At 64.0% G+C, this 26,270-nt stretch carries 22 protein-coding genes and 1 pseudogene; 11 read left to right on the plus strand and 12 right to left on the minus strand.

The window, feature by feature from the left end:
* Nucleotides 1-168 precede the first annotated feature (168 nt).
* From L6637_RS03570 to fabA, 4 genes are all read left to right on the plus strand, one after another.
* Complete coding sequence (locus tag L6637_RS03570; RefSeq protein ID WP_237869209.1) at nucleotides 169-1,131, plus strand: helix-turn-helix transcriptional regulator; 963 nt, start codon at nucleotides 169-171, stop codon at nucleotides 1,129-1,131.
* A 282-nt stretch (nucleotides 1,132-1,413) separates the two neighbouring features.
* Entirely contained in the window at nucleotides 1,414-2,958 is a 1,545-nt protein-coding gene (locus L6637_RS03575) for a DEAD/DEAH box helicase (protein WP_237869210.1), read from the plus strand.
* Between the two features lie 129 nt (nucleotides 2,959-3,087).
* Nucleotides 3,088-4,155: a GGDEF domain-containing protein gene (locus L6637_RS03580; RefSeq protein ID WP_237858005.1), complete on the plus strand. Its 1,068-nt coding sequence runs from the start codon at nucleotides 3,088-3,090 to the stop codon at nucleotides 4,153-4,155.
* Nucleotides 4,156-4,257: 102 nt separating this feature from the next.
* Nucleotides 4,258-4,788 carry a bifunctional 3-hydroxydecanoyl-ACP dehydratase/trans-2-decenoyl-ACP isomerase gene (gene fabA / locus L6637_RS03585; RefSeq protein ID WP_237869211.1) on the plus strand — a complete coding sequence of 177 codons (531 nt, stop codon included), beginning with the start codon at nucleotides 4,258-4,260 and terminating at the stop codon, nucleotides 4,786-4,788.
* A gap of 111 nt (nucleotides 4,789-4,899) precedes the next feature.
* On the opposite strand, the gene L6637_RS03590 is transcribed toward fabA, so the two are convergent.
* The 9 genes from L6637_RS03590 to L6637_RS03630 form a co-directional block, all read right to left on the minus strand.
* The gene (locus L6637_RS03590) at nucleotides 4,900-5,322 is read right to left on the minus strand and encodes a TfoX/Sxy family protein (RefSeq protein WP_237869212.1); all 423 of its coding nucleotides are present in this window, start codon (nucleotides 5,320-5,322) and stop codon (nucleotides 4,900-4,902) included.
* A gap of 191 nt (nucleotides 5,323-5,513) precedes the next feature.
* Entirely contained in the window at nucleotides 5,514-5,912 is a 399-nt protein-coding gene (locus L6637_RS03595; RefSeq protein ID WP_237858008.1) for a HesB/IscA family protein, read from the minus strand.
* 49 nt (nucleotides 5,913-5,961) lie between these two features.
* Nucleotides 5,962-6,333: an SUF system Fe-S cluster assembly protein gene (locus L6637_RS03600; protein ID WP_237869213.1), complete on the minus strand. Its 372-nt coding sequence runs from the start codon at nucleotides 6,331-6,333 to the stop codon at nucleotides 5,962-5,964.
* Complete coding sequence (locus L6637_RS03605; protein ID WP_237869215.1) at nucleotides 6,330-7,577, minus strand: cysteine desulfurase; 1,248 nt, start codon at nucleotides 7,575-7,577, stop codon at nucleotides 6,330-6,332. The genes L6637_RS03600 and L6637_RS03605 overlap by 4 nt, the downstream gene beginning before the upstream one ends.
* Nucleotides 7,574-8,878 carry a Fe-S cluster assembly protein SufD gene (sufD, locus tag L6637_RS03610; protein WP_237869217.1) on the minus strand — a complete coding sequence of 435 codons (1,305 nt, stop codon included), beginning with the start codon at nucleotides 8,876-8,878 and terminating at the stop codon, nucleotides 7,574-7,576. Before sufD ends, L6637_RS03605 begins: the two co-directional genes overlap by 4 nt.
* Before the next feature lie 11 nt (nucleotides 8,879-8,889).
* Nucleotides 8,890-9,642, minus strand: coding sequence for a Fe-S cluster assembly ATPase SufC (sufC, locus tag L6637_RS03615; protein WP_237858011.1), 753 nt, complete (start codon nucleotides 9,640-9,642; stop codon nucleotides 8,890-8,892).
* A gap of 61 nt (nucleotides 9,643-9,703) precedes the next feature.
* On the minus strand, nucleotides 9,704-11,200 hold the full coding sequence (sufB, locus tag L6637_RS03620) for a Fe-S cluster assembly protein SufB (RefSeq protein ID WP_237858012.1): 1,497 nt from the start codon (nucleotides 11,198-11,200) through the stop codon (nucleotides 9,704-9,706).
* A gap of 113 nt (nucleotides 11,201-11,313) precedes the next feature.
* Nucleotides 11,314-12,453: a cysteine desulfurase family protein gene (locus tag L6637_RS03625; RefSeq protein WP_237869219.1), complete on the minus strand. Its 1,140-nt coding sequence runs from the start codon at nucleotides 12,451-12,453 to the stop codon at nucleotides 11,314-11,316.
* Nucleotides 12,454-12,504: 51 nt separating this feature from the next.
* Nucleotides 12,505-13,698, minus strand: a complete 1,194-nt coding sequence (locus tag L6637_RS03630; RefSeq protein ID WP_237869221.1) for an acyltransferase family protein — start codon at nucleotides 13,696-13,698, stop codon at nucleotides 12,505-12,507.
* A 44-nt stretch (nucleotides 13,699-13,742) separates the two neighbouring features.
* On the opposite strand from L6637_RS03630, the gene L6637_RS03635 reads away from it, so the two are divergent.
* The 3 genes from L6637_RS03635 (at nucleotide 13,743) to L6637_RS03645 (ending at nucleotide 16,207) form a co-directional block, all read left to right on the plus strand.
* The gene (locus tag L6637_RS03635; protein WP_237869223.1) at nucleotides 13,743-14,693 is read left to right on the plus strand and encodes a LytTR family DNA-binding domain-containing protein; all 951 of its coding nucleotides are present in this window, start codon (nucleotides 13,743-13,745) and stop codon (nucleotides 14,691-14,693) included.
* A gap of 340 nt (nucleotides 14,694-15,033) precedes the next feature.
* Nucleotides 15,034-15,681, plus strand: a complete 648-nt coding sequence (locus L6637_RS03640) for an alpha/beta hydrolase (protein ID WP_008143006.1) — start codon at nucleotides 15,034-15,036, stop codon at nucleotides 15,679-15,681.
* 13 nt (nucleotides 15,682-15,694) lie between these two features.
* Nucleotides 15,695-16,207, plus strand: a complete 513-nt coding sequence (locus L6637_RS03645) for a DUF1697 domain-containing protein (protein WP_237858016.1) — start codon at nucleotides 15,695-15,697, stop codon at nucleotides 16,205-16,207.
* Between the two features lie 47 nt (nucleotides 16,208-16,254).
* On the opposite strand, the pseudogene L6637_RS03650 reads toward L6637_RS03645, so the two are convergent.
* Together L6637_RS03650 and L6637_RS03655 are read right to left on the minus strand one after the other, a co-directional pair.
* Nucleotides 16,255-16,686, minus strand: a pseudogene (locus tag L6637_RS03650) (glutathione S-transferase family protein); the annotation flags it as partial.
* Nucleotides 16,687-16,834: 148 nt separating this feature from the next.
* Nucleotides 16,835-17,938, minus strand: coding sequence for an anhydro-N-acetylmuramic acid kinase (locus L6637_RS03655; protein WP_237869224.1), 1,104 nt, complete (start codon nucleotides 17,936-17,938; stop codon nucleotides 16,835-16,837).
* 165 nt (nucleotides 17,939-18,103) lie between these two features.
* Here L6637_RS03655 and tyrS point away from each other — a divergent pair, with 165 nt between their 5' ends.
* From tyrS to L6637_RS03670, 3 genes are all read left to right on the plus strand, one after another.
* On the plus strand, nucleotides 18,104-19,357 hold the full coding sequence (gene tyrS / locus L6637_RS03660) for a tyrosine--tRNA ligase (protein ID WP_237869225.1): 1,254 nt from the start codon (nucleotides 18,104-18,106) through the stop codon (nucleotides 19,355-19,357).
* A 56-nt stretch (nucleotides 19,358-19,413) separates the two neighbouring features.
* Nucleotides 19,414-20,685: an MFS transporter gene (locus tag L6637_RS03665; protein ID WP_237869226.1), complete on the plus strand. Its 1,272-nt coding sequence runs from the start codon at nucleotides 19,414-19,416 to the stop codon at nucleotides 20,683-20,685.
* A gap of 220 nt (nucleotides 20,686-20,905) precedes the next feature.
* The gene (locus tag L6637_RS03670) at nucleotides 20,906-21,352 is read left to right on the plus strand and encodes a DoxX family protein (RefSeq protein ID WP_237869227.1); all 447 of its coding nucleotides are present in this window, start codon (nucleotides 20,906-20,908) and stop codon (nucleotides 21,350-21,352) included.
* A 202-nt stretch (nucleotides 21,353-21,554) separates the two neighbouring features.
* On the opposite strand, the gene L6637_RS03675 is transcribed toward L6637_RS03670, so the two are convergent.
* The gene (locus L6637_RS03675) at nucleotides 21,555-25,361 is read right to left on the minus strand and encodes a YhdP family protein (protein WP_237870003.1); all 3,807 of its coding nucleotides are present in this window, start codon (nucleotides 25,359-25,361) and stop codon (nucleotides 21,555-21,557) included.
* A gap of 204 nt (nucleotides 25,362-25,565) precedes the next feature.
* Here L6637_RS03675 and L6637_RS03680 point away from each other — a divergent pair, with 204 nt between their 5' ends.
* Nucleotides 25,566-26,267 (plus strand): peroxiredoxin, encoded by a 702-nt coding sequence (locus tag L6637_RS03680; protein WP_237869228.1) that lies wholly within the window; start codon nucleotides 25,566-25,568, stop codon nucleotides 26,265-26,267.
* The last annotated feature ends 3 nt before the right edge of the window (nucleotides 26,268-26,270 follow it).

Consider the following 26,270-nt stretch of genomic DNA (forward strand, 5'->3'; position numbering starts at 1 on the left):
GGCTTCCCATTGGCTCCCTGCGGAAACCTTACGCCGTTGATGTGATAGTCGGTCCAGCCGCAATGCCGGTTCAACCTGATGGTCCCCGTGGTTCCATCATCTGGCCTATGGCAGATTCCGCTGGAATCTGCTTTTTCTAGGGCAATTGCGCGCAAGCGAGGGGCTGCCGTGTATCGCTGGTGTACCGACGAAGTCGAACCTCATGACCGTTTCGACTATTGGCGCGAGGTCCGCGCCAAGGGACTGTTCGGGGTCACCGCTGAGCTCGAGCGCGAACAGCGCACAGGGTTTTACGGGGCGTTCTCGCTGACCCAGGTCGGCACTGGCGGCCTGGTCGAGCTGAAGGCCTCCCCCTATGCGGTCGAACGGAGCCCATCCGACATCAGCTACGCGCCGGGTGACAGCATCTGCGTCTACCAGCAGCTGGGCGGCGGCGGCTGGTTCGGCGGCATGCGCTCGAGCGATTTCGCCATTGGCAATGGCAGCTTTGCCACCAGCCATACCGACCTGCCCTACCGCACGCGGCCGCTGGGCGAAGCCGGCTTTCATCTGCGCATCCTGAAGATCCCGGTCAGCGGCCTTGAGACACAGGACAGGCGCATGCGCGAGCTTGCGCCCAAGACGTTCAACGATGCCACGCTGGCGCCCCTGCTCGACGCCTGTTTTGCCGATCTCGGCGAGGCGGCCGCGACCGAAGGCTCGCCGGGCGCCGTCCCACTGGTGCAGGCGCTCGGGCATCTGGCGCTGATCGAGCGCGGCATCGTCAGGCCGGGCAGCCGGCGCGGACAGGCTGCGCTGCGGACCGCCCGCCTGTCGCTGGCGCGGCGTCTGATCGCGCGCCATTTGCAGGACCCGGATCTGGCGCCGGCACGGGTGGCCGACCTGCTCGGCGTCTCCGTGCGCCATCTGCACATGCTGTTCGAGGTTGCCGAGCGCAGCTTCTCCCAGACCGTGACGGAGGAGCGGCTCAAGAGAAGCCGCCACCTGATAAGCGAAGCGCCGCAGCGGCTGATCGCCGACATCGCCACCGCCTGCGGTTTCGAGAGCCTTGCGACCTATTACCGAGTCTTCAACGCCGCCTATGGCATGGCGCCCGGTGATTTTCGTGCCCAGGTCGCAGGGGGGCGTTAACCACCCGCGCGGCCACTGCAGCCGAAAAGCCGAGCCCCGCCCGTGATTTGGGCAAAAACCTCAGGGTTTTTAGGACCTTCCCGCGCCTGCTCCATTGACTTTGGCCGATTCCGCCCTATGTTCCGGAGCGACGCGGCTCAGATCGAAAACCGATTCCTGAGCTTGGCGCTTTGTTCGCGTGAGTCAGCACCCCCAGCTTCTTTGAGAGCGCGCCGTTTCGGGGTGGAACGCGACCAGCCTTATTACCCTCGATTCCGAACGGCGGTTTCGACCAGAGGCTCAATGTCCTTTTCAAATCTCGGACTGTCCGAAAAAGTCCTCGCCGCAGTGGCGGCCACCGGTTACACCACCCCGACCCCCATCCAGGAACAGGCGATCCCCCACGTCCTTGCACGCAAGGACGTGCTCGGCATCGCCCAGACCGGCACCGGCAAGACCGCGGCCTTCGTGCTGCCGATGCTCACCATCCTCGAAAAGGGCCGCGCCCGCGCGCGCATGCCGCGCACGCTGATCCTGGAGCCGACCCGCGAGCTCGCGGCGCAGGTGAAGGAAAACTTCGACCGCTACGGCGCCGGCCAGAAACTCAACGTCGCCCTCCTGATTGGCGGCGTCTCCTTCGGCGACCAGGATGCCAAGCTGACGCGCGGCGTCGACGTGCTGATCGCCACCCCGGGCCGCCTGCTCGACCATACCGAGCGGGGCGGCCTGCTGCTCACCGGCGTCGAGCTGCTCGTGATCGACGAAGCCGACCGCATGCTGGACATGGGCTTCATCCCTGACATCGAGCGCATCTGCAAGCTGGTCCCCTTCACGCGGCAGACCCTGTTCTTCACCGCGACCATGCCGCCGGAAATCCGGCGCATCACCGAAACCTTCCTGCACAATCCGCAGAAGGTCGAAGTTTCCAAGCCGGCCACCACCGCTGTCACGGTCACGCAGTCCCAGGTACCGGCCGGGCGCGAGGCGCATGAGAAACGCGAATTGCTTCGCCGCCTGTTGCGCGAGGCCAAGGATCTCAAGAACGCGATCATCTTCTGCAATCGCAAGCGGGAAGTCGCGGTCGTTCACAAATCGCTTCAGAAGCACGGCTTCAGCGTCGGCGCCCTGCATGGCGACATGGATCAGCCGGCCCGTATGGCGGCGCTTGAACAGTTCCGCAAGGGTGAACTGCCGCTGCTGGTCGCCTCCGACGTCGCCGCCCGCGGCCTCGACATTCCCGAGGTCAGCCACGTCTTCAATTTCGACGTCCCCCACCATCCCGACGATTACGTCCATCGCGTCGGCCGCACCGGCCGAGCCGGCCGCACCGGCACCGCGATCTCGATCGTGACCCCGCTCGACCAGAAGTCGATGGTTGCGATCGAAAAGCTAATCGGCCAGAGCATTCCCCGCGCCGAAGGCGACTATGAGGTGCATGCGGATTCGGGTGAGAAGAGCGACCGTCCGCGCGAAGCGCGCGGACGTGATCGTGAACGTTCCCGCGGCGGACGCGGCAAGCCGCAGCGCGGTCGCGACCGCGAGCGCAGCCACGAGCCGCGCGAGGCGCGACAGTCCTCCGAGGCGACGCCTTCGTCGGATACAAGACCTGCTGCCGAAGTTCGGCCCGCGCGCGAAGCGCGGCCTGCTCGCGAGGCAAGGCCACAGCGCGAAGCGCGTCCATCGTCCGAGGCCCGCCACGGCTCGCGCCAACAGGCCAACAATTCCCACGTGCCGTCGATCGGCCGCCCCGAGCCCCGTCGGCAGCGGGAAGCCGACACCGAGCCCGGCGATCACTCGCATCTCCCGGCATTCCTGCTGCGGCCGGTCCGCTCTCCCGCCGGAGCCTGACACCGCGATACACGCGTGAGTTGAACGGCCGAACGTTTACCGACCGTTCATCATCGTCCGTTAGCCTACGAACATAATTTAAGCATTGCTGCGGTCGATGGGCGCACCGACCGCTGTGGGGTATGTTCTGTGGTCAAAGTGCTCGATGAACACGAACGCACGATGGCGTTCGCCGAGGTGGCGCTCGGTCAGATCCGATCGCTGAAGCAGACTGCAATTCCCCGCAATTACGAGATCTGGTACGTCTACGCGACCGGCTATAACGCGCCGCTCAACAAGATCATCAACGAGACGCTGGCCCGCAACGGCAAGCTGACCGAAATTGATCTCGAGCAAATCTACGACACTTATCTCTCCCACATCAAAACGACCGACCGCATCGACAAGGTCGGGGCGCGCGTCATCGGCGAGATCGACGACGTGATGACGGTGCTGAGCGACGCGCTCGGCATGACCGGCTCCTACGACGCCAGCCTGACGGGCGCGACGGCGCAACTATCCTCGGCCAACAGCCGCGAGCAGATCAAGACGATCGTCGAAACGCTGCTGCGTTCGACCGGCGAAATGCGCGAGACCAACAAGGCGCTGGAAGACCGGCTGACGCTTTCCAAGAACGAGATCAGCAATCTCCAACAGAGCCTGGAAGCGATCCGCGCCGAAAGCCTCACCGATCCGCTGACGGGTCTCGGCAACCGCAAATATTTCGACCGCATGATCGGCATGGCGGTGCAGAGCGCACTTGCGAGCGGCGAGCCGCTGTCGCTGCTGCTGTTCGACATCGACCACTTCAAATCGTTCAACGATTCCTACGGCCATCTCACCGGCGACCAGGTGCTCCGGCTGGTCGGCCTGTCGTTGAAGCAGACGATCAAGGGCCAGGATATCACCGCGCGCTACGGCGGCGAGGAATTTGCGGTGGTGCTGCCCAACACGGCGCTGCGCCAGGCGCTTACGGTCGCCGATCATATCCGCCGCGCCGTGATGGCGAAGGAACTGAAGAAGAAGTCGACCGGCGAAATCCTCGGCCGCGTGACCATTTCAGTCGGCGTCTCCCTGCTGAAGCAGGGCGACGACACCGATGCGCTGATCGAGCGCGCGGACGCCTGCCTTTACGCCGCCAAGCGCAACGGCCGCAATCGCGTGATCTGCGAAGTCGATCCGGAATTCGCGGTCGAGACGCACAACCGGGTGGCATGAGAAGGTCAGCGGGCGGCGAGATCCGGCTCCGCTTGACATTCCAACCTGACGAACGACATCTTCCTCGCGACCTCAATGCAGTCGACCGCGAGGACTTGTCACTTGCCCAATCCTCATGATTTTCACACGCCGCAACCGTCCTACACCAAGGACGAGTTGCTGAGATCGAGCGAAGGCGGTTACTTCGGCCCGGGCAACGCGCAATTGCCGGCCCCGCCGATGCTGATGATGGACCGCATCACCGAGATCAGCCTGGATGGGGGCGAATACGGCAAGGGCCATATCGTCGGCGAGCTCGACATTGTGCCGGACCACTGGTTCTTCGACTGCCACTATCGCGGCGATGCGATCATGCCGCCCACGCTCGGGCTCGACGCCATGTGGCAGATGATCGGCTACTGGCTCGGCTGGTCGGGTTCACCGGGCAAGGGCCGCGCCATCGGCGTCGGCGAGGTCGAGGCCACGGGCGAGATCACACCGGCGGCGCGATCGGTGCGCTACGAGGTCGCCATGCGCATGGTCCGCCGCGGCAAGCTGGTGCTCGGAATTGCGGATGGGCGTGTGATCGCCGACGGCACCTGCGTGTTCGTGGCCAAGGATATGCGGGTCGGGCTGACCAAGGCCGCGGATTGAGGTCTCGGCGCTCTTGCGCCGTGCCCACGGTCTCACGCGGTCATAATCCTAACGTGGGCACGCTTCCGCCTTCGCTCTTCGAGCTACGGCGGACAAGTCGGTTTGCCCACCCTACCGCACCGTCTTCTTGGCCGACCGCTTCTTCGCCGCGGGCTTCTTCGGCGTTGCCTTTTTCGTAGCCGTCTTCGCCGCCGCTTTCTTCTTCGGCCGCTTCTTCACCTTCGCGCGCTGGGCGGCAGCAAGCGCCGCCCTCGCCCATTGCGCCAGCTCCTCGGAATCGTCGAACAGCCGTGCCGGCAGCTCCCAGTAGGAGTTCACCAGCACGGTCTTTGCGCGGGTGGAGTACTGGAATGGTTTTGAGCCTTCCGCCTCAAAGTCCGGGATGGTCACCTCGTCTGCGCGGAAGAACAGGCCAGCGCGCAAGGCGAGCGCGAAGTTGACGCCATCGACGGAGATGCCGTGGCCGGAAAACATTTTTCGGATGGTGACAGGACCGAAATCGGCGAACAGGTCGATCAGGAATTCACGGTCCATGGCGCCACCCTCGTGCCCCGGACGCAGCGCAGCGTGCCATAAGCGCGTTTACGCGCGTCTTCGACGCGCTATGGCGCTGCCGAGCCGGGGCCCAGTCACATTGCACCGGTGACTATAGCGTGGGTCCCGGCTCTACGCAGCAGCGCAAGGGCGCGGCAGCGCGGCCGGCACACAAGAGCATTGGGGAGGGCCTACCCGTCGATCTTGGCCGGGCGCAGTTCGACCGACTCACCGCAGCCGCAGGCAGAGATCTGGTTGGGGTTGTTGAAGACGAACTGGGCCTGCATCTTGTCGGCCCTGTAGTCCATCTCGGTGCCGAGCAGGAACAGCACGGCCTTGGGATCGACCAGGATCTTAACGCCCTTGTCCTCGACGACCTCGTCGGTCGGGCGGATCTCGTGGGCGTATTCGACCGTGTAGGACTGGCCGGCGCAGCCGCCGTTCTTCACGCCAACGCGCAGACCCACGATCTCGGAGTCGGCGCGCTGGGTCAGCTCGGTGATGCGCTGGGCAGCGGTGTCCGTCAGCCGCATCACCTGCGGGCGCGGGCGCCGCGGCTTCGGAGTGGATGCTGGTGTGACCTGTGTCATGTCAGAGATGTGGTCCCTTGGAGTGCAAATTCAATGTCGAGAGTACGCGTCACCACATGTTGAGCACGAGGCGGGCTTCGTCGCTCATGCGTTCCGGCGTCCAGGCCGGCTCCCAGACCACCTTGACGTTGACCACGCCGACACCGGGAACGCTGGCGACCGCGTTCTCGACCATGGTCGGCAGTTCGCCCGCGGCCGGGCAGTTCGGCGTCGTCAGCGTCATCTGCACGTCGACGGAGCGATCGTCCTTGATCTCGACTTTGTAGATCAGGCCGAGCTCATAGATGTCGGCCGGAATTTCCGGGTCGAACACCGTCTTGAGCCCGGCGATGATCTCGCGGGTGAGACGCTCGGTCTCCTCCGGCGGCAGCGCCGAATGCGTCTCCATCGGGTTGGCTTTGATTTCGGCCGTGTCACTCATGCGAACAAATCCCGCGCCTTGAGCAGCGCCTGTGCCAGATGATCGACTTCTTCCCGCGTATTGTACATGCCGAACGAGGCCCGGCAGGTGGCCGTCACGTTGAACCGCTCTAAAAGCGGCATGACGCAATGGGTGCCGGCGCGCACCGCGATGCCCTGACGGTCGATCACGGTGGCGACGTCGTGGGCATGTGCGCCCTTGAGCTCGAAGGAAATCACCGGGCCCTTGCCCCGCGCCGTGCCGATCAGCCGCAGCGAGTTGATCTCGCGCAAGCGCTCCTGGGCATAGGCGGTGAGGTCGGTCTCGTGCGCGGCGATGCGCTCCTTGCCGATCGAATTGACATAGTCGATGGCCGCGCCAAGGCCCACGGCCTCGACGATCGCCGGCGTGCCTGCCTCGAACTTGTGCGGGGGATCGCCATAGGTGACGATCTCGCGCGAGACCTCGCGGATCATCTCGCCGCCGCCGTTAAAGGGACGCATCGCGACGAGGTGGTCGTACTTGGCCCAGAGCACGCCGATGCCGGTCGGGCCATACACCTTGTGGCCGGTGAAGACGTAGAAATCGCAGCCGATGTCCTGGACGTCGACCGGCAGATGCACCGCGCCCTGGCTGCCGTCGACCAGCACCGGGATGCCGCGGGCGTGCGCGATCTTCACGACGTCCTTGACCGGCACGATGGTGCCGAGCGCATTCGACATCTGCGTGATCGCGACGAGCTTGGTCTTGGGCGTCAGAAGCTTCTCGAATTCGTCGATGAGGAAATTGCCCTCGTCGTCAACAGGCGCCCATTTGATCACGGCACCCTGGCGCTCCCTGAGGAAATGCCAGGGCACGATGTTGGAGTGGTGCTCCATGATCGAGATGACGATCTCGTCGCCTTCTCCGATGTTCGGCCCGCCCCAGGACGACGCGACCAGATTGATCGCTTCCGTCGCGTTGCGGGTGAAGATCACCTCTTCTGTTCGCGGCGCGTTGATGAACTGCGCCACCTTGGTGCGACCGCCCTCATAGGCTTCGGTCGCGGCATTGGCGAGATAGTGCAGCCCGCGATGAACGTTGGCATATTCGGACTGATAGGCCTGCGTCATGCGATCGAGCACGACGCTCGGCTTCTGCGCGGACGCCGCGTTGTCGAGATAGACCAGCTTCTTGCCGTAGACCTGCATGGCGAGCGCCGGAAAATCCTGCCGCACGCGCGCGACGTCATAGGCGCCGTTCTTGACTGCGGGATGCGTGCTCATGACCGGCGCTCCAGCCAGCGCTCGGCGATGCCGATCACGTGCTCGCGCAAGACATCGTCGGCGATCTGCTCGATCGCCTCGCCGACGAACGCCTGGATCAGCAGCGCCTGGGCCTGCTTCTCGGGCAGGCCGCGGGCCTTCAGGTAGAACAAGAGACTGTCGTCCAGCGCGCCGGCGGTGGCGCCGTGGCCGCAGGAAACGTCGTCGGCAAAGATCTCGAGCTCAGGTTTGTTGTCGGCCTCGGCTTCGTCCGAGAGCAGCAGCGCGCGGGTCATCATCTTGCCGTCGGTCTTCTGCGCATCGGGACGAACGATAATGCGGCCCTGGAACACCGAATGGGCGCGATCGTCAATCACGGCGCGGAAGATCTCGCGGCTGACGCAGTTCGGCACGGCATGGTCGACCACCAGCGTGGTGTCGCCATGCTCGGTCTTCTGCAACAGGTTGACGCCATTGGCCGAGAGCTCGCTGCCCTCGCCCGCCAGGGTGATGAAACCCTGCAGGCGGCTGACGGCCGCACCAGTGGTCATGTTGAAGAAGTTGAATTTGACGTTGGCGCCGACGGTGACGAAGTGTGAGGAGACGTTCGCTGCATCGGCCGCGTCGTCCATCAGACGGATATGCGCGACGTCGGCACCGTCACCCACCGTGACAATCACGGCGTCGTTGACCTGATAGGCCTTGGCGCCCGCCGAAACGAAGCTCTCGACGATGGTGGCGCGGGCGCCCTTCCCGATCGCGACCCGCGAACGGGTGAAACTAGATGCGGACGCGGCGGTCGCGATGTGGAGGATCTGGATCGGTGCGGAGAGCTGTGCGCCGTTCGCGATCGACAGGACCACGCCATCGGTCGCCATCGCCGCGTTGAGCGCGATCACAGCATCAGTGGATGAAGTCTTCAGGAGACCAGAATCCTTCTCCAGCGCCTCCCGGAGCGTCCTGAACCCCACCTCAGCAGTGAGCGCCTTGGTGTCGGACAGGTCAGCCGCAAACACGCCATCGACCAGCACCAGCTTGCGGGCGCCTTCGATCGCATGGGCCTTCACAGCCTCAGCGGCACGCTTCAGCGCGGCGGCATCAGGCGCGGCTGCCAGCGGCAGCACCTCGCCGACCAGCGCGCGCAGGTCGGTATATTTCCATTCCTCGATCCGGCGGTGCGGAAGGCCGAGACGTTCATAGGTCTCGAAGGCCTCGCGGCGCACCGCGATCACATCGGGCGAACCCGGCAAGCGGCCTTCGGCGCTGGCGAAGAGATCGCTCACCGCGCGGCCGTTCCCGGTCTTTGCCACAGCAACGTTCATCGCAAAATTCCTTACGCGGCGTCCTCGAACTGGGCGTAGCCGGACGCTTCCAGCTCCAGCGCCAATTCCTTGCCGCCGCTCTTCACGACACGGCCCTTCGACATCACGTGCACCACGTCGGGCACGATGTAGTTGAGTAGCCGCTGATAGTGGGTGATGACGACCATCGCGCGCTTCGGCGAACGCAGCGCGTTGACACCGTCGGCTGCGATGCGCAGCGCGTCGATATCGAGGCCCGAATCCATCTCGTCGAGGATGCAGAGGCTCGGCTCGAACAGCGCCATCTGCAGCACCTCGTTGCGCTTCTTCTCGCCGCCGGAGAAGCCGACATTGACGCCTCGCTTGAGCATGTCCTGCGGGATGTTCAGCGACTTCGAGACTTCGCGGACTTTCTTCAGGAAGTCCGGCGTCGAATACTCGCTCTCGCCACGGGCCTTGCGCTGCGCGTTCAGCGCGGTGCGCAGGAAGGTCATGGTGGCGACGCCCGGGATCTCCACCGGATACTGGAACGCCAGGAACACGCCCTTGGCGGCGCGCTCGTCCGGCGACATCTCCAAGAGATCCTCGCCCTTGAACAGGATCTGGCCGTCGGTGACCTCGTAGCCGGGCTTGCCGGCGATGACGTGCGAGAGCGTCGACTTGCCGGAGCCGTTCGGCCCCATGATCGCGTGCACCTCGCCCTCGTTCACGGTCAGCGTCAGCCCGTGGAGGATCTCACGTTCCTCGACACGAACCTTGAGGTCTTTCACTTCAAGCAAAGCCATCTTGGTATCCAGTTTAATCAGATGATGTTGGAGCGCCTAAGCGCGCCGCGAGGGTCGGCAATTAGCCGACCGACCCTTCAAGCGAGATCGAGATCAGCTTCTGCGCTTCTACCGCGAATTCCATCGGCAGCTGCTGCAGCACGTCCTTGACGAAGCCGTTGACGACGAGGCCGACCGCCTCTTCCTGCGAAAGGCCGCGCTGGATGCAGTAGAACAGCACGTCCTCGGAGATCTTCGAGGTCGTCGCTTCGTGCTCGAACGTTGCCGACGAGTTCTTGGCCTCGATGTACGGCACGGTGTGCGCGCCGCATTTGTCGCCGATCAGCAGCGAATCGCACGCGGTGAAGTTGCGCGCACCGGTGGCTTTCCGGTGAGCCGTAACAAGACCACGATAAGTGTTCTGCGATTTGCCGGCGGCGATGCCCTTCGAGATGATGCGGCTCGACGTGTTCTTGCCGAGATGGATCATCTTGGTGCCCGAATCGACCTGCTGGAAGCCGTTCGAGATCGCGATCGAGTAGAACTCGCCGCTGGAATTATCACCGCGCAGAATGCAGCTCGGATACTTCCAGGTGATGGCGGAGCCGGTCTCGACCTGGGTCCAGGAAATCTTGGACCGGTTGCCACGACAGTCGCCACGCTTGGTGACGAAATTGTAGATGCCGCCCTTGCCTTCCGAATTGCCGGGATACCAGTTCTGCACCGTCGAATATTTGATCTCGGCGTCGTCGTGCGCGACGAGTTCGACGACAGCCGCGTGCAGCTGGTTCTCATCGCGCTGCGGCGCGGTGCAGCCTTCGAGATAGGAGACGTAGGAGCCCTTGTCCGCGATGATCAGCGTGCGTTCGAACTGGCCGGTGTTGCGCTCGTTGATGCGGAAATAGGTCGACAGTTCCATCGGGCAGCGCACGCCCGGCGGCACGTAGACGAACGAGCCGTCGGAGAACACCGCCGAGTTCAGCGTCGCATAGAAATTGTCTGAGGTCGGAACCACCGAGCCGAGATATTTCTGCACCAATTCAGGATGCTCGCGGATCGCCTCCGAGATCGGCATGAAGATCACGCCGGCCTTTTTCAGCTCCGCCTTGAAGGTGGTTGCGACCGAGACCGAATCGAACACCGCATCGACCGCGATCTTGCGCTTGGCCGGGTCTTCCTCGCCCACCTTGGGCTCGACGCCTTCGAGCATGGCGACTTCCCGCAAGGGAATGCCGAGCTTCTCGTAGGTTTTCAGAATCTCCGGGTCGATCTCGTCGAGCGAGGTGATCGACTTCTTCGGCTTCGGCGCCGAATAGTAATAAAGGTCCTGGAAGTCGATCTTGGGATAGTCGACGCGCGCCCAGGTCGGCTCGGTCATGGTCAGCCAGCGCCTGTAAGCCTCAAGCCGCCACTGGAGCATCCAGGCGGGCTCGTTCTTCTTCTCGGAGATGAACCGGACGGTGTCTTCTGACAGCCCCTTGGGGGCCTTGTCGGACTCGATCTGGGTCTCAAACCCATAACGATACTGGTCGACGTCGATGCGCTTGACGCGCTCGACCGTCTCTTGGACGGCTGGCATTCTATCCTCCGCTCGCGGTTTCAAGGACCGCGGTGGATCAAACTCGGACGAGTATTACGATGTTTTTTGGCCGAAAGCACGGGCTTAGAACCGTTCGAGCCGTGTTTCGTCGCTTAGGCTCTAAGTAGGGTATTACCGAGCTTTCGCCAAGCCTCTAACGCCCTATTGATGTCCTCAGGTTCCGTGGACCAGCCCAGACTGAGGCGCACCGCTCCCTGGGCTACGGTGGCATCGTACCCCATCGCCGAGAGTACGTGGGACGGCTGGACCTTGCCGGAGGAACAGGCTGACCCCGAGGACACGGCGATGCCTTCGAGGTCGAATCCAATCACGGCGGTCTCGGCCTTCAGCCCGGGCGCGGTGAACAATACGGTATTTGGCAACCTCATCACATCTTCAGAGAAGACAGTCGCTCCGGCAATCCCGCGAAGGCCATTTTCCAAGCGATCCCTGAGGCTTGCCATGCGCTCCGCATCCTCAGGCAGAGCCTGAAGGGCAGCTTTCACCGCCGCGCCGAAGCCAGCGATCCCCGCGACGTTCTCGGTTCCCGCCCGCCGGCCGAGTTCCTGCCCACCGCCGCGTAGCACCGGTTCCAAACCGGCAAGCCCCTCGGCCACGACAAGCGCGCCGACGCCCTTGGGGCCGCCGATCTTGTGCGCAGAAAAGGTCGCAAGGTCCGCGCCTACCGCGTTAATATTGAACGCAATTTTGCCGAGCGCCTGGATTGCATCGACATGCAGGAGGCCGCCGGCCTCGTGGACCAGCCCTGCCGCCTCGGCCACCGGCTGGAGCGCCCCGGTCTCGTTGTTGGCTGCCATGATCGAGACCAGTGCCGTCGGGCCGTCGGCGAGCAGTCCACGGAGATGGTCGAGATCGACCACGCCGGAGCGCGTGACCCTGATCTGGCTAACGCTCTCTGCCGGAAACCGCCCGCCTGCCAGCACCGAGGCGTGCTCCACCGCAGAGACCAGCAGCAGCCGCACCGGCTGGCCCGATCGGCCCCGCAAGCCGGGCGACAGCGCCAGCACATTAGCCTCGGTACCAGCGGAGGTGAAAACGATATTCCGCGGCAGCGCGCCCACGGCCCCGGCCAGCGCGGCCCGGGCCTCCTCGACCAGTCGCCGCGCCTCCCGCCCCTCGGCATGAACCGAGGACGGGTTGCCGATCAGCTCGTAAGCGGCCAGCATCGGTGCGCGCGCTTCGGCACGCAGCGGAGTGGTCGCATTCCAGTCGAGATAGACACGGCTTGGCATGGCGCCCTCTTAGCACCTTTTGTCCGCTCGCCAATCGGGCGCTGCCGCGCATCAGGCCGGCAGTTGTTGCGCGATCCCGGCGACAGAGCGCGGCTCCATGCGCAGACCGAACAACGGACGCAGCCAGAAGATCCGCCGCGCGACCTCGTAGATCACCGCACAGGTGAGCGCGGTGCCTGATATCACGATGGTGGCCTCGCTTGCCGCAGACAGCCCGCTGCCTTGCAGCGCGTGCGCGATCATGATGATCGCGGTTTGATGGACGATGTAATAGGGAAAGATCGCGTCCGTCAGATAGCGGCGCGCGGCTCCATCGGCCGTCAAATGGCGGCGCGCAAAGCCGAGCACGGCGACCATCGCAACCCATTGGTAGCAACCATAGGCCGATCCGGCGCTCCAACGGAGCATCGGCGATCGCGGAAACAAGCCGGCGTAAGCGAAAACAAAGACGGCGAAGCAGACGGCTGCGAGCACTAGCGCCGTCCACCGTTGCCGCTCGATGTCGTGCCAGATGCCGCCCTGGCGCGCGAGCAGGAAGCCGATCAGGAACGAGGTCGCGTAGTCGGCGTGGTTGTACCAGTCACCGAACAGGGCATGCGTCGAGGGGAAGATTGGCGACAAGAATAGCCGCCAGGCCACAAACAGCAGGCACGGCAACACCAGCAGCCACGGACCAGCAAGCGCGGCCGCCAGTTTCTCGCCGATCCAATCCGCGGCGGCCGGCCACAGCGCCAGCACGCCAGCCAGAGCCATCGTGTAGACCCAGAGATAGACCACGAACCAGAGGTGGTTCCAGGTCGGCTGCACGATGCAGGGGTTCGGACAGAACTGCGCGCTGAACGCCAGATAGTGGTAGAGATAGTAGTCGGCAAAACCAGCGGGATATCCGAGCGCCTCGACGATCTGCAGGTAGGATTGCGGCGGCACGATCACGAGCATTCCGAAGACCAGCGGGATCAGCAGCCGCACCGACCGCGCCCCGGCGAACGCTACGAGCCGGAGCTTGCCCAGCATGAAGCGGCTGGCGACCCCGGAGACAAGGAACAAGAGCGACAACCGCCAGGGATTGAGTACCAGCATCGCCGGCTCGAGGAAGGTCAGCCGGTGCTCGCTCTTGATGTGAAATCCCCAGGACACGTAGAGCATGCCGACGTGGTAGAAGATTAGAAGCCCGAAGGCTAAAATCCGCACCCAGTCCAGATCGATGCGTCGTTCCGAACCTGATGCTTGCTGTAGTGTTGACATGGATCTCTGCTCCCTAGGCTCTCGATATCAGCGGATTTGGGGCCATGGCTGACGGCCAAAATGCGCCGGAAACGGAGCGCGTCGAGGCGCTTTGGGATCAGAACCGAACGCGAGGGGACGAGGCGTCGTCCCCAGGGACGAGCGGTTGGCGCCGCGGGATCAGCGGCGACTGGACGACGTTCGCTGCGATCGCCGCTATTGCCCTCGCCATCGGCATCGTCAATGCGCTCTCCGGCGCACAGGACGCCGCCTGGCGCGGCGACAGCGCCGATATCGGCCGTCGCCTGTTCTGGGAGATGTCGAGCATCATTGTCATTCTGGCGCTGGTGCCGATCCTGATGCTCTCCGTCCAGCGCATGCGGGGAACCGCGTCCCTGGCGACGCGGATCGGAATCGCAGCGATCGCCCTGCTCGGTTTCTCGGCCCTCCACATCGCCGGCATGGTCAGCTTACGAAAGCTCATGCTCTGGCTCACGGGCAGCACCTACGATTTCCATTTCTCGCTGGCATCAATCCTCTACGAGTTCCGCAAGGACGCCGTGACCGTATTGCTGATTGGGGCGACGCTCTGGCTGATGGACAGCCGCCGTGAGCTGCGCAAGGCCGCGCGGGAAGCCCAATCCAATCCGGCCGCTTCGCTGGAGCAACCGTCCCCGAATCTGATCTGGCTCCGGGACGGCACCAGCCGGATTCGTGTCGCGCCGCGCGACATCCTGTGGGTCGCCTCCGCCGGCAATTACATCGAGTACAGCCTTGCCAACGGCACTCAGCACCTGATCCGGGGGACGCTTGCCGCGACCGAAAGCGAGCTGGCCCGCTTCGCCATCGTGCGCGTTCACCGCACCCGGCTTGCCAATCTCGACCGTGTCAGCGGCGTGGACTTCAAGCCGTCAGGAGATTTCGAGCTCACCTTCGACAACGGCAAGACGCTCGGCGGCAGCCGCCGCTATCGGCCCGTCGTCGCCTCGCTCGGAGGCCGCGGCGCGCCTGAGTGAATCACCGTCCGGATCGCCCAGTAACCGATAAACGATCGTGATTCCAACCGGTTGCCGCCTCAACGCCAGCCTCTGCTCGATCCCGGCCATGCCGAACGTCGTACTGCCATGACCCGCTAAGGTCTTGAGCAGATTGGCAGATGTCGAAGATGCTTGCTTTTTGCCCCGCAGCCTATGTTAGAACGCGCACCGTCAAGTCACCGCGCGCCGTCTGCGCATCACCGCGAGGCGCACGCCTTCTCATCCTTCCATTCGCGCTTTCGTCGGCATCTGCCGATGAGGCTACAATCGGTTGATTGCCAAGGGTCACGTCTCCAGCAAGTCAATCCAGAGATCCTCGATGCCTGAAGTCATTTTTGCCGGCCCCGCTGGCCGTCTCGAAGGCCGCTATCACCCGGCCAAGCAGAAGAACGCGCCGATCGCGATGATCCTGCATCCGCATCCGCAGTTTCACGGCACGATGAACCATCAGATCGTGTACCAGTGCTACTACGCCTTTGCTCATCGCGGCTTCTCCGTGCTGCGCTTCAACTTCCGCGGCGTCGGCCGCAGCCAGGGCTCGTTCGATCACGGCACCGGCGAATTGTCGGATGCGGCGGCCGCGCTCGACTGGGCGCAGACCATCAATCCTGAGGCGCGCGCCTGCTGGGTCGCCGGCTTCTCCTTCGGCGCCTGGATCGGCATGCAGCTTTTGATGCGCCGTCCCGAGGTCGAGGGCTTCATCTCGATCGCGCCGCCGGCCAATCTCTACGACTTCTCGTTCCTTGCACCCTGCCCGTCGTCGGGCCTGATCGTGCATGGCGAGAAGGATGCGGTAGTGCCGCCGAAGGACGTCAATACGCTGGTCGAGAAGCTGAAGACGCAGAAAGGCATCGTGATCGACCAGCAGGTCATCCCCGGCGCCAACCACTTCTTCGACGCCAAGCTCGAGCCGCTGATGGAGACCATCACGGCCTATCTCGACATGCGCCTCGCCAACGTGCGGTAAGAGTAAGAATGACATGACCGCGTTTGTAGCCCTGCTGCGCGCGGTCAATGTCGGCGGCACCGGCAAGCTGCCGATGACCGAGCTCAAGGCGATGTGCGAAGAGCTCGGCTTCGGTGCCGTGCGCACCTACATCGCCAGCGGCAATGTGGTTTTCACCAGCCGCAAATCGGAATCCGCCGTCAAGTCAGCGCTGGAAAAACGCTTGCACGCCTACGCCGGCGCGCCGGTCGGCGTGCTCGTGCGCGGCGCTGCCGAGATGGCAGAGGTTCTGGCCGCCAATCCGTTTCCCAAAATGGCGCCCAACCGCACGGTCGCGATCTTCCTCGACAAGGCGCCGCCCGCGGACACACTTGCCGGAATTCGCGGCCAGAAGGACGAAGAGGTCAAGCTCGGCCGCCGCGAGATCTACGTGCATTACGGCGACGGCATGGGAACGTCGAAACTCGTGATCCCCGCCGCCAAGACCGGCACCGCGCGCAACATGAACACCATCGCCACCCTGGCGAAGATGGCCGCGGAGCTCTAGGCCAGCTTCAGCGCGGCAATCCCCGTCAGGACCAGCACGATCCGCGCTCAGGCCGCAAGCTTGAGCAGATGCGCGTCGTGGCGAACGAGGAAGGCGCGCAGCAATTGCGGATAGTCCGCACTGACGGCAGCTCGCACGCTCGGGCGCTGCGCGAGCTCGGTGCGCCAGGCCCGGGCCTTCGGCACATCGCGGAAGATACCGTGCTCGGTCAGTTCGTCGAACAGATCGAAATAGCGGAAGATCGGCGCGAACACCGCGTCGACCAGGCTGAACGCCTCGCCGGCGAAGAATGGGCCCGTGCCGAGCGCAGCCTCGACGCGCGCAAATTTCGCCGACAGCGCTTGGCGCTTGCTTTCGAATGTGGCGGGATCTGTCGTGGTCTCCAGCCCCCAGAGATCGCCGAGGATCGCTGAACCGAACTCCATCCAGGCGCGGTGCTCGGCTCGCTTCAACGGATCAACCGGATGCAGCTTCGCACCGCTGCACATAGGGACAAAGCTTGTGGCTGATCAGTTTCAGTGAGGCCGTCATGGTGTGATCCCAATAGTTCGATGCAACTGCATCCAATATAGATGCACCTGCATGAACACGTCAAGATCGATGCGTTTGCATCAATCACCCGTGATCTCAAGGCCGCGCGATCACCCCGCCCGTCATCGGCATCGGTACGCCCGTGGTAGCCGGATACGACAGTGGCAGACCCTTCAGGCCGCGCGCGGCGAGGAAGCCGAAGGCCTGCGCCTCGATCGCATCAGAGGCCCAGCCCAGCGCCTCGGCGGCCTCGACGGTGGCCGTCCCCACTCGCTCCCGCAACATGCGCAGCATGGTGAGGTTGCGCGCGCCGCCGCCGCAGACGATCCAGCTTCGTGGCCGCCGCGGCAGCAGCGGAATGACGCGCGCGATCGCGGCCGCGGTGAAGGCGGTGAGTGTCGCGGCGCCATCGGCAGGCAGCACATCGCCGAGCTTCAACGCCGCGAAATCGTTGCGGTCGAGCGATTTCGGCGGCGGACTTGCGAAGAACGGCAGCTCCAGCGCTCGCGCGATCCAGTCTTCATCCGCCTTGCCGAGCGCTGCGAACTTGCCTTCCGCATCGAACGCCTGGTTCATGATGCGGTACATGAAATCGTCCAGCAGCGCGTTGCCAGGCCCGGTATCGCAGGCGATCAGCGTGTCGTTGCCGTCGATATAGGTGATGTTGGAGACGCCGCCGATATTGACCACGACGATCGGCCCCTCGCGCTCCAGCGCTTGCGCCAGCGCCCGGTGGTAGACCGGCACGAACGGCGCGCCCTGCCCCCCGGCCTCGACATCGGCGGCGCGGAAATCATACATCACAGGGATATGGATGGCCTTGGCCAGCGCCGGCGCATCGCCGATCTGGACCGTTAGCCGTCGCTCCGGCCGGTGCAGCACGGTCTGGCCGTGGAAGCCGACGATGTCGATGTCCTCAGGCCGCATCCGGTTCTGGGCGACGAAGGCGGCGACAGCCTCTGCATGGGCGCGAGTCACCACCCGCTCGGCCTGGCCCAGAATACCCGGCCGGGCATCGCGTTGCGCCAGGTTCACCGCCTCGCTCAGCGCCTGGCGCAGCAAATTGCGCTCCGCCGGGTTGTAGGGCCGGTAGCCAGAGGGCCCGAACGCCTGCACCCGCTTTCCATCGGTTTCGATCAGCGCGACGTCCACCCCGTCCAGCGAGGTGCCGCTCATCAAACCGAGTGCCGTCAACATCATGGGATCAGCGTCCTCAAACATCCCCTCCGGCATGCCGATCTTGTGCCAGAGGGACACATCTTATAATGCCACAGCGCCAAGTGGCGGGCAGCAATCGAGTTCCCAGGTAAGACCCTTAAATTGCTCCCAAAACAGTAAACCAAGAATTGTCAGGCACGCCGACAGATGAGCGCATTTAAATCGGATTTCCTCAACACGCTTCAGGAACGTGGATTCATCCACCAATGCTCCGATTTCGAGGGGCTGGACGCGCTCGCAGCCAAGGGCGAGGCGACAGCCTATGTCGGCTACGATTGCACCGCCCGCTCGCTGCACATCGGCAACTACCTGACCATGATGATGCTGCACTGGTTGCAGCAGTCCGGCAACAAGCCGATCACGCTGATGGGCGGCGGCACCACCATGGTGGGCGATCCCTCCGGCAAGGACGAGACGCGCGCGATCCGCACCGTTGCCGAGATCGAGGCCAACAAGGAATCGATCCGCGGCGTGTTCGCGAAGGTGCTGAAATACGGCGATGGCAAAAGCGACGCCATCATGCTCGACAACGCCGAGTGGCTGACCAAGCTGAACTGGATCGAGATGCTGCGCGACGTCGGCCGTCACTTCTCGGTCAACCGCATGCTGACGATGGACTCCGTGCGCCTGCGCCTCGAGCGCGAGCACGAGATGAGCTTCATCGAGTTCAACTACATGGTCTGCCAGGCCTACGACTTCGTCGAGCTCGCCAAGCGCACCGGCTGTCATCTGCAGATGGGCGGCTCGGACCAGTGGGGCAACATCATCATGGGCGTCGATCTCGGCCGCCGCATGGGCACGCACCAGCTGTTCGCGCTGACGACGCCGCTGCTGACGACTGCGTCGGGCGCCAAGATGGGCAAGACTGCGCAAGGCGCGGTGTGGCTCAACGCCGACCAGTTCAGCCCCTATGATTTCTGGCAGTACTGGCGCAACACCGAGGATGCCGACGTCGGCAAATTCCTGAAGCTGTTCACGACGCTGCCGATGAGCGAGATCAAGAAGCTCGAAGCGCTCGGTGGCTCCGAGATCAACGAGGCCAAGAAGGTGCTCGCAACGGAGGCGACCGCGCTGCTGCACGGACGCGATGCCGCCAACGAAGCGGCCGAAACCGCGCGCCGCACTTTTGAGGAAGGCGCACTCGCCGAGAGCCTGCCGACGGTGGAAATTCCGCGCGGCGAATTGGAGGCCGGCCTCGGCGTGCTCAACGCCTTCGTCAAGGCAGGCCTCGTTGCCTCCAATGGCGAGGCACGGCGCCAGATCAAGGGTGGTGGCCTGCGGGTCAACGACGTCGCAGTCGCCGACGAGAAGATGGCGCTGTCGGCAGGCAACCTGACGCCTGAAGGCGTGATCAAGCTGTCCTTCGGCAAGAAGAAGCACGTCCTCATCAGGCCTGCATAGGCGTATGAGCTTTTGATGCTTGTCAGGGCGCGCGGATGCGCGCTCCCTGATGGGCAATGGATCAGAACACGCCCAAGGAAACGTCGGCGAAGGCGAGCAAGGGCGGCGCCGCGGCGATGCCGGAAGGCGCCGTGCGCATCGCACTCACCGTGCTCGCGCTCTGCTTCACGCTGGCCGTTCTCGGCCGCGGGCTCGGCGACAGTTTTACGGTATTCCTCAAGCCGATCTCGGAGAGTTTTGGCTGGGATCGCGCACAGATCGTTTCGGTCTATTCGCTCACCTGGCTTGCCAGCGGCCTCACCGCCCCCTTCGTCGGACGGCTGTTCGATCATTCGGGACCACGCATCGTCTATGCGCTCGGCCTGTTGCTGCTCGGCGCGGCGTTCCTGATCGCGGCGCACGCCCAGCATCTCTGGCAGTTCCAGGTCTCGATCGGCCTCTGCGTCGGCATTGGCGTTGCCTTCATCGGCATCGTGCCGAACTCGATCCTGCTCGGCCGCTGGTTTGGAGCACGGCTGCCGACCGCGATGTCCGTGGTGTATTCGGCGATGGGCGGCGGCGTGCTGGCGCTGTTGCCGGCCTCGCAGCTCCTGATCGATCACATCGGCTGGCGCGACACGTACCAGCTGTTCGGCTTTGCAGCATTGGGGCTGTTGGTGCCGCTGCTGCTGTTGCCGTGGCGGCTGTTCGCGGCGGGCTCGCCTTACGTCACCAAGAAGACCGACCCTGATTTCGTCGACAACGGCTGGACACTCCTCGGCGCAATGCGCCACCACGCTTTCTGGGCGCTGTTCTCGACCTTCTTCTTCACTGCCGTCGGCATGTACGCGATCGCGGCCCAGATCGTGGCCTATCTGATCGACGCCGGCTTCCCGCCGCTGCAGGCCGCGACCGCCTGGGGCTTCTCCGGCGTCGTGCTGGTGTTCGGCATGCTGGGTGTCTCCGCGCTCGACGGCCTGATCGGGCGCCGGCCCTCGGTGCTCTTGAGCTACGCGATCTCGATCCTCGGCATCGTCCTGCTCTGGCTATTGCAATACTCGCCGAACATCTTCCTGCTCACCGGCTTCGTCGTCTGCTTCGGCAGCATGATGGGCTCGCGTGGCCCCCTGATCAGCGCCACCGCGATGCGGATCTTTCAGGGCAAGCGCGTGGGCACCATCTACGGCACCATCTCGATCGGCAGCGGCCTCGGCTCGGCATTCGGCTCCTGGAGCGGCGGTCTGATCCACGACGCCACGCACGGCTACAATGCGCTGCTCGTCTTCGCACTTGCGAGCGTTGTCCTCGGGATGATTCCATTTCTGATTGTGCCCGCCTTGCGGCGCTAGGTCTCCCGGAGGTAACCTGCACCCTTACGTGTCACCGGGGAACTACGGGCGGGCACCGCGCGTAGACGCTTAAAAAATGCAGACAACTCGCGGCTGAAACCACAGCCTGCGGTGTTTTGTCCGACATGACAAAAATGTCAGCGCGAATTGACCTGGCGCAGCTTGCAGGGCGGAACCGAATGCGATCCTAGTCGCAGCATTGGATGGAGGGCACAAACCAATGAACTTTCCTTATCTCTCTCGCTATCAACCGGTTCTCTTGAGCCTGTTTCGCTTCATCACTGGACTGCTGTTGTTCCAGTACGGCATGACCAAGCTCTTCCACATTCCGCAGGTGGCCGTGTTCGCCAATCCGCCACCGCTGATCTGGACGGCCGGCCTGATTGAGCTCGTGCTTGGCGCAGCACTGATGATCGGACTGTTCACCCGCCTCTCGGCCTTCGTCCTCTCCGGTGAAATGGCCTTCGCCTATTTCCTCGGTCACGTCTTTCACATCTCGAAGGAGGGCCCGGCGGTGTTCCTGCCGCTGCTCAACGGCGGTACCGAGGCGATCCTGTTCTGCTTCGCTTGCCTCTACCTCGCTGCCGCCGGCGGCGGTGTGGTCAGCGTCGATGCGCTGTTGGGCAAGGAGAGCGAAGCAACAGGCGGCGCTTTCGCGCGGCGCTGACGCGCGCGCAACCAGACCGGCGCCGGCGTTCCGCCGGTGCCGGTTCAACGCGAGCCCAGCACGTTCCAGATCAGGACGAGGGCCGCAGCAAGCAGCGCGGACATGATGAGGCGGTGAACTAATCGGTTCATTGCAGGTCCGGCACGGGCGTCCATACCCCAATGTCGATTTTCCGAAGCGAACGTCCCGGCAGGCGGCCTGATTAGCGCTGCCGCGCCAGGCTGCAACCGCTCGATAACGGCCTTGCCGATCCCGTGTCGCCGGACTGCGCCGACGGTAGCTCGTCGATCGGCGAGTTCTGCTTGCCGGTGTTGAACTCGAATATCTTGCGGAACAGGCCCGGCGCCATCGCCGAGATCGGATTGACGCGCATCACCGGCGCCGCCGGCGTACCGACAACCTCGTAGGTCACGCCAATCAATCCCTCTTTGTCGCCGTTACCCAGGAAGAGGCCGAACAACGGAATCTGGCCGAAGATGTTGTTCACGCCGTACATCGGCACAAAGGTGCCGCTCATGCAGACCTGGTTGCCGGGAAAGTCGACCGAGCCTTCGATGGTGGCGCCGATCATCGGTCCCTTGACCACGCCATCGCGGATCGTGAGCGCGCCGTTCTGCCGCGTGAACTCCGCGCGCAGCGCCGTGAAGGTCACGCCATTCTGCGCGCCATTAGGGGCACCCGCCGCGACGCGATCAAGCTGATCCATTCCCCTGACCGCGAAGTCGCGCACATTGATCAGGCCTTCCCTGGCCGTAGGCTCTGACGTCGGCGGCTCCATGGCAACCACCATCTGGCCGCCGAAGACCTTGTTGGTCGTGTCGGTGAACTTCAGCAGCGATCCGGCATCATTGGTCTGGAGATAGATCACCTCGCGGCTGCCTTGCGCGCGCCCGCCGCGCAAGTCCGCCGCCACCGGGGTGTTTTGGCCGATCCTGCCGCTCAGCGTGAACGCCTTGATCGCCCCGCTGCGCTTCGACATCTTGGCATCGACGCTGCGCATCGTCTCGCCGTTGAATCCGGCGACCGTGCCAAGCTTCACATCGATGTCGAAGTCGACGTTCTTGAGCTTGCTCTTGCTGTCGTCCTTGGAATTGCCTGAGATCGCCGACTTCAGGAAGCCGCGGCCGTCGAACACATCGCCGCGCATCGTGCCACGCACCACGCCGTCCTGACCGCGCTCCACCTTGAGCGACGTCTTGTCGCCGTCTGACGGCGAGTAGACCGGGAAGTTCGCATTCATGAGGTCGCCGTTCGGATCGACTTCGAGCGAGCCCTTGATCGAGGCGCCGCCGCCCTCGATGACGATGTCCTCGAGCCGTGTCGATTGCGCCGTCGGTACCACCTTGAACGTCGCCTTGCTCGCCTTGCCCGGCAGCTTGACCCAGCCTGGAAGAATGTTGTCGAGCTTGACCGACGTCAGGTCGGCCTCGATGCCGAGCTTGGTCGTTGCGTCCGGACCGCCGGCAATCTTGCCCGACACCTTGACCGGCACCGAGCCGCTGACGGCCGGACTGAGGTCAAAGCCCAGGCGGGCGCGGCTGGCATCATCCAGCGTCGTCTGCAGCTTGACGTCGGCATCGCCATCGGTCGCCTTGCGATAGTCCAGCGAGGCCGCCTGCCCGTTGATCTTGACGTCGCCCTTGACCTGGTAACCCCCGTTGTTGGCGAGGACCTTGAGATTGTTGGCCTCGAGCTTCTGGTTCATCACCAGCTTTTCGGCGCTGAAGCCGTTGAGATCGGCGGTGACGGCGTAGACGGTGTCCGCCTTGGTCAGCTCGCCCTTCACCGGCAGGCCGAGCTGGATGTTCGCCGTGAACGTGCCCTTGCTGGTGTTGGGATCGACGACGGTCGACGACAGATCGCTCAGCCGATCATTGGACAGCATTTCGGCTGCCGCCGGCACCGGACCTTCGACACGGAAACGCGTCCGCGACGGCGACGGCTTTGGCGCCATATCAGGCACTTCGAAGGTGAAGTCGGAAATCGTGATCTTGCGGCCTGCGGGCGTGTCGGCAATGCCCTGGGCGATATTCACCGTGGCCGTGCGTCCGGTCACGTGCGCCTTGAGATCGGCGTCGTGCACGACAGGCATGCCGTCGACGGGGCGAACCGCAACGCCGCTCGCCACGATGTTGACCGACAAGCCATCATCGGGAATCGGCGGCCCCTTGCGCGGAAGGTTACGCGTCGGCGAGTTGACGCCGACCTCAATGCGCTGGAGCGTGCCGCGCTCGATCCGCTCGATCACCCATTGCCGTAACTCCGGCACCACAAGCGTCGGCCACATCCGCTTCAAGGCGGAGGCCGACATCGGCGTTCCCGCAAAGCCGAGCGTCAGGCGTGGCTCCCCGGAATAGTCGATCGCACCGGTGCCGGCGACGCCAATCTCGCCGTTGGAGATATCGGCCTGCGTCAGCAGCATGCGCTTGTGGTCGGTGTCGAAGCGGAAGCCGATCGCGATGCGGTTGAAGACGAGCGGCGGCTCGTTGTCGATGCCGCCGAGCAGGATCGAACCGCCGCTGAAGCCGAGCTGCCAGTCGTTCACGGTGCCGTTGGGCGGCTCGAGATGGGCCAGCAGCGTCAGACGGTTCGCGCCCGAAATGATCTTGAACGGCGCGACCAGCACTCGTCGATTGGCATCCCATTCGATATTGATCTCGGCCGAGTCGATCGCCATCGGATAATCGGGCGTGTCGGTGTCGATGATGTTGCCCGCGCCGATGGTGACCTTGCCGCGGAAGAATGTCGGCACGCCGTCGCGGCCGAGCTCGCCTTTCAGCTCGCCGGTCAGCGGCAAATCGGCCGTATAGGTCAGGTCCTTGACGCGCAACGCGAGCAGGATGTTCGAGGTCGAGACCTTGTCGGCGCGAATGTCGACCGACCGCACTCCATTCTCGCTGGGTCCGATCGTGGCGCGCAGCGACCACGGGTGCGCGCCCTCCTCGCCGAGGCTGAGCGCCACACCACCCTGGCTTGGCCGGCGCAGGCTGAGCGTGATGTTCTCAAACGTCCATTTGCTGCCGCGCTGCTGGTCGTCGACAATCAGATTGCCGTTCTTGAGACCGATCTCGTTGAGGTTCTGGCCGTCGAGGCCGGTCATGCTCAGGCTATCGAGCCAGTCGAGGCCCTGAAGAATGCCGCTCTGCGCGGCCGGTTGAGGCGCGGCCTGGGTTGCGTCCGGCGTTGCGGGTGCCATCCCGAAAGGCGGCGGCGGCACGCCGTTACGCGGGAATGTCGGCGGCAGCCCTGCTTCCTTCTTGGACGCGACGCCGGTTGCCAGCGGCTTCGCCGTGTCGCCGGCAGAGACCGTGACGGTGCCATCGGGCGCGATCCGGATTGCAAGTTCGGCATCGACCAGGTTCAGGCTTTCGGCGCGCAGGCGACCGGTGAGAAGAGCGGCTCCCGACAGTCTCACCTCGGCCTTCGGCGCACTGGCGACGATGGCATGGTCATGGTCACGAACGATGATGTCTCGGATGCGCACGGCGATCCGGATCCGCCCCGCACGCTCGATCTGGGTGCCGCCAACCTCCACGGTGTTGCCGTGGCCGATATTGTCCTCGATGGCGGCGGCGAGCCAAGGCGTCGCCATGTCGAGATTGATCGGACCTGCGCCAAGCCGCCACCACAGCGCACCAAAGCAACCGACGAAGATGACGATCAGGGTGCCGACAAGGATAGCCATCCGCCGCAGCCAGCGGCCGCTTGGCAGCGCTCGCCGCAACGCCGAGAAATCGCCACCGACGCGAAAGCGCGAGTTGGAACGCGACAACAGGCGGCGTGCGCGGTGGCCCGCCTCCTCTTCCTGGTCCCGATCCCAGTCGGCCTCGTCCCATTCCGGCTGTTCGTGACGGCCGGCGTGTCGATCGAAGTCCCGATTGTGATCCTGGGTGTGATCTTGGGGCGACGTATTCCTTGCCATTGCCTCTCGATACAGGCGCCCATCATAGGACTGAGCACCGCCGGGACCGCCGCCATCGACGGGAATGGACACTCCCCGCCCCGGCATTGCCGCCATACCTCTAATGTTCCTGCTGTTCGTCATCTCGCCCCGGGAGCGCGTTCAACGAGCAGTGGGGTGGTGCGTGGAATTCCTTGTAACCATACTCCGTCGCCGCCAAAATTGCCCAGCCGAGGGCGCGAATCCGGCACACCGGACGAGAGCTGCAATACCGCTTTGGTTGACCCGCCGAAAGCGACGAAAGGAAGGCGTATGTCCAAGAAATCCCGAAAGAAATCGTCCAAAACGCCCTCCGGCAGTTTGACCGCTAAAAAGAAGCCCGTGAAAGCGCGGGCAACGACTCAAACGCGTAGCGCGAAAACACAGCCGGCATCGGCAGGCAAATCAACCAAGACAGGCGCAAAACCAGCATCGCATAAGGCCGCATCGAAACGGTTAAAATCTTCTGAAAAGGCCTCCAGGCCTGCGGCTGCGACGTCGGGAGCCAAATCGGCTCTGGCCGAAGGCCAGAAGGCCCCCGCGTTCCGCCTGCCCCGCGACGGCGGCGATGTGGTCACTCTCTCGGACTATGCCGGCCAGAAGCTGGTCCTGTTCTTCTACCCCCGCGCCGACACGCCGGGCTGCACCCGTGAGGCGATCGACTTCACCCGCCTCAAGAGCGACTTCACGGCCGCCGGCACTACGGTGCTGGGGATTTCGGCCGACCCGTTAAAGGCCCAGGAGAAATTCCGCGACAAGCACGGCCTTGGCATCCCCCTGATCTCGGACGAGCAGCATGAGATGCTGGCGGCCTATGGCGCCTGGGGCGAAAAATCCATGTATGGCAAGACCTTCCTCGGGATTCTTCGTACCTCGGTGCTGATCGGCACCGATGGCAAGGTAGCCAGGATCTGGCGCAATGTCCGGGTCGACGGCCATGCCGACGATGTGCTGGCTGCGGCAAGAAGTCTTTAACCA

It is taken from the genome of Bradyrhizobium zhengyangense, assembly GCF_022012435.1.
GTDB lineage: Bacteria > Pseudomonadota > Alphaproteobacteria > Rhizobiales > Xanthobacteraceae > Bradyrhizobium > Bradyrhizobium zhengyangense.

Bases quoted from the DNA above. Each gene is read 5' to 3' on its own strand.
- L6637_RS03590 (WP_237869212.1), bottom strand. From the start codon at position 5,322: ATGGACCGTGAATTCCTGATCGACCTGTTCGCCGATTTCGGTCCTGTC.
- L6637_RS03645 (WP_237858016.1), top strand. From the start codon at position 15,695: ATGACCGCGTTTGTAGCCCTGCTGCGCGCGGTCAATGTCGGCGGCACC.
- sufB (WP_237858012.1), bottom strand. From the start codon at position 11,200: ATGCCAGCCGTCCAAGAGACGGTCGAGCGCGTCAAGCGCATCGACGTC.
- tyrS (WP_237869225.1), top strand. From the start codon at position 18,104: ATGAGCGCATTTAAATCGGATTTCCTCAACACGCTTCAGGAACGTGGA.
- L6637_RS03635 (WP_237869223.1), top strand. From the start codon at position 13,743: ATGGCTGACGGCCAAAATGCGCCGGAAACGGAGCGCGTCGAGGCGCTT.
- L6637_RS03640 (WP_008143006.1), top strand. From the start codon at position 15,034: ATGCCTGAAGTCATTTTTGCCGGCCCCGCTGGCCGTCTCGAAGGCCGC.
- L6637_RS03680 (WP_237869228.1), top strand. From the start codon at position 25,566: ATGTCCAAGAAATCCCGAAAGAAATCGTCCAAAACGCCCTCCGGCAGT.
- L6637_RS03675 (WP_237870003.1), bottom strand. From the start codon at position 25,361: ATGCCGGGGCGGGGAGTGTCCATTCCCGTCGATGGCGGCGGTCCCGGC.
- L6637_RS03630 (WP_237869221.1), bottom strand. From the start codon at position 13,698: ATGTCAACACTACAGCAAGCATCAGGTTCGGAACGACGCATCGATCTG.
- L6637_RS03575 (WP_237869210.1), top strand. From the start codon at position 1,414: ATGTCCTTTTCAAATCTCGGACTGTCCGAAAAAGTCCTCGCCGCAGTG.
- sufC (WP_237858011.1), bottom strand. From the start codon at position 9,642: ATGGCTTTGCTTGAAGTGAAAGACCTCAAGGTTCGTGTCGAGGAACGT.
- L6637_RS03605 (WP_237869215.1), bottom strand. From the start codon at position 7,577: ATGAGCACGCATCCCGCAGTCAAGAACGGCGCCTATGACGTCGCGCGC.
- L6637_RS03665 (WP_237869226.1), top strand. From the start codon at position 19,414: ATGGATCAGAACACGCCCAAGGAAACGTCGGCGAAGGCGAGCAAGGGC.
- L6637_RS03625 (WP_237869219.1), bottom strand. From the start codon at position 12,453: ATGCCAAGCCGTGTCTATCTCGACTGGAATGCGACCACTCCGCTGCGT.
- L6637_RS03600 (WP_237869213.1), bottom strand. From the start codon at position 6,333: ATGAGTGACACGGCCGAAATCAAAGCCAACCCGATGGAGACGCATTCG.
- L6637_RS03595 (WP_237858008.1), bottom strand. From the start codon at position 5,912: ATGACACAGGTCACACCAGCATCCACTCCGAAGCCGCGGCGCCCGCGC.
- sufD (WP_237869217.1), bottom strand. From the start codon at position 8,878: ATGAACGTTGCTGTGGCAAAGACCGGGAACGGCCGCGCGGTGAGCGAT.
- L6637_RS03670 (WP_237869227.1), top strand. From the start codon at position 20,906: ATGAACTTTCCTTATCTCTCTCGCTATCAACCGGTTCTCTTGAGCCTG.
- L6637_RS03655 (WP_237869224.1), bottom strand. From the start codon at position 17,938: ATGATGTTGACGGCACTCGGTTTGATGAGCGGCACCTCGCTGGACGGG.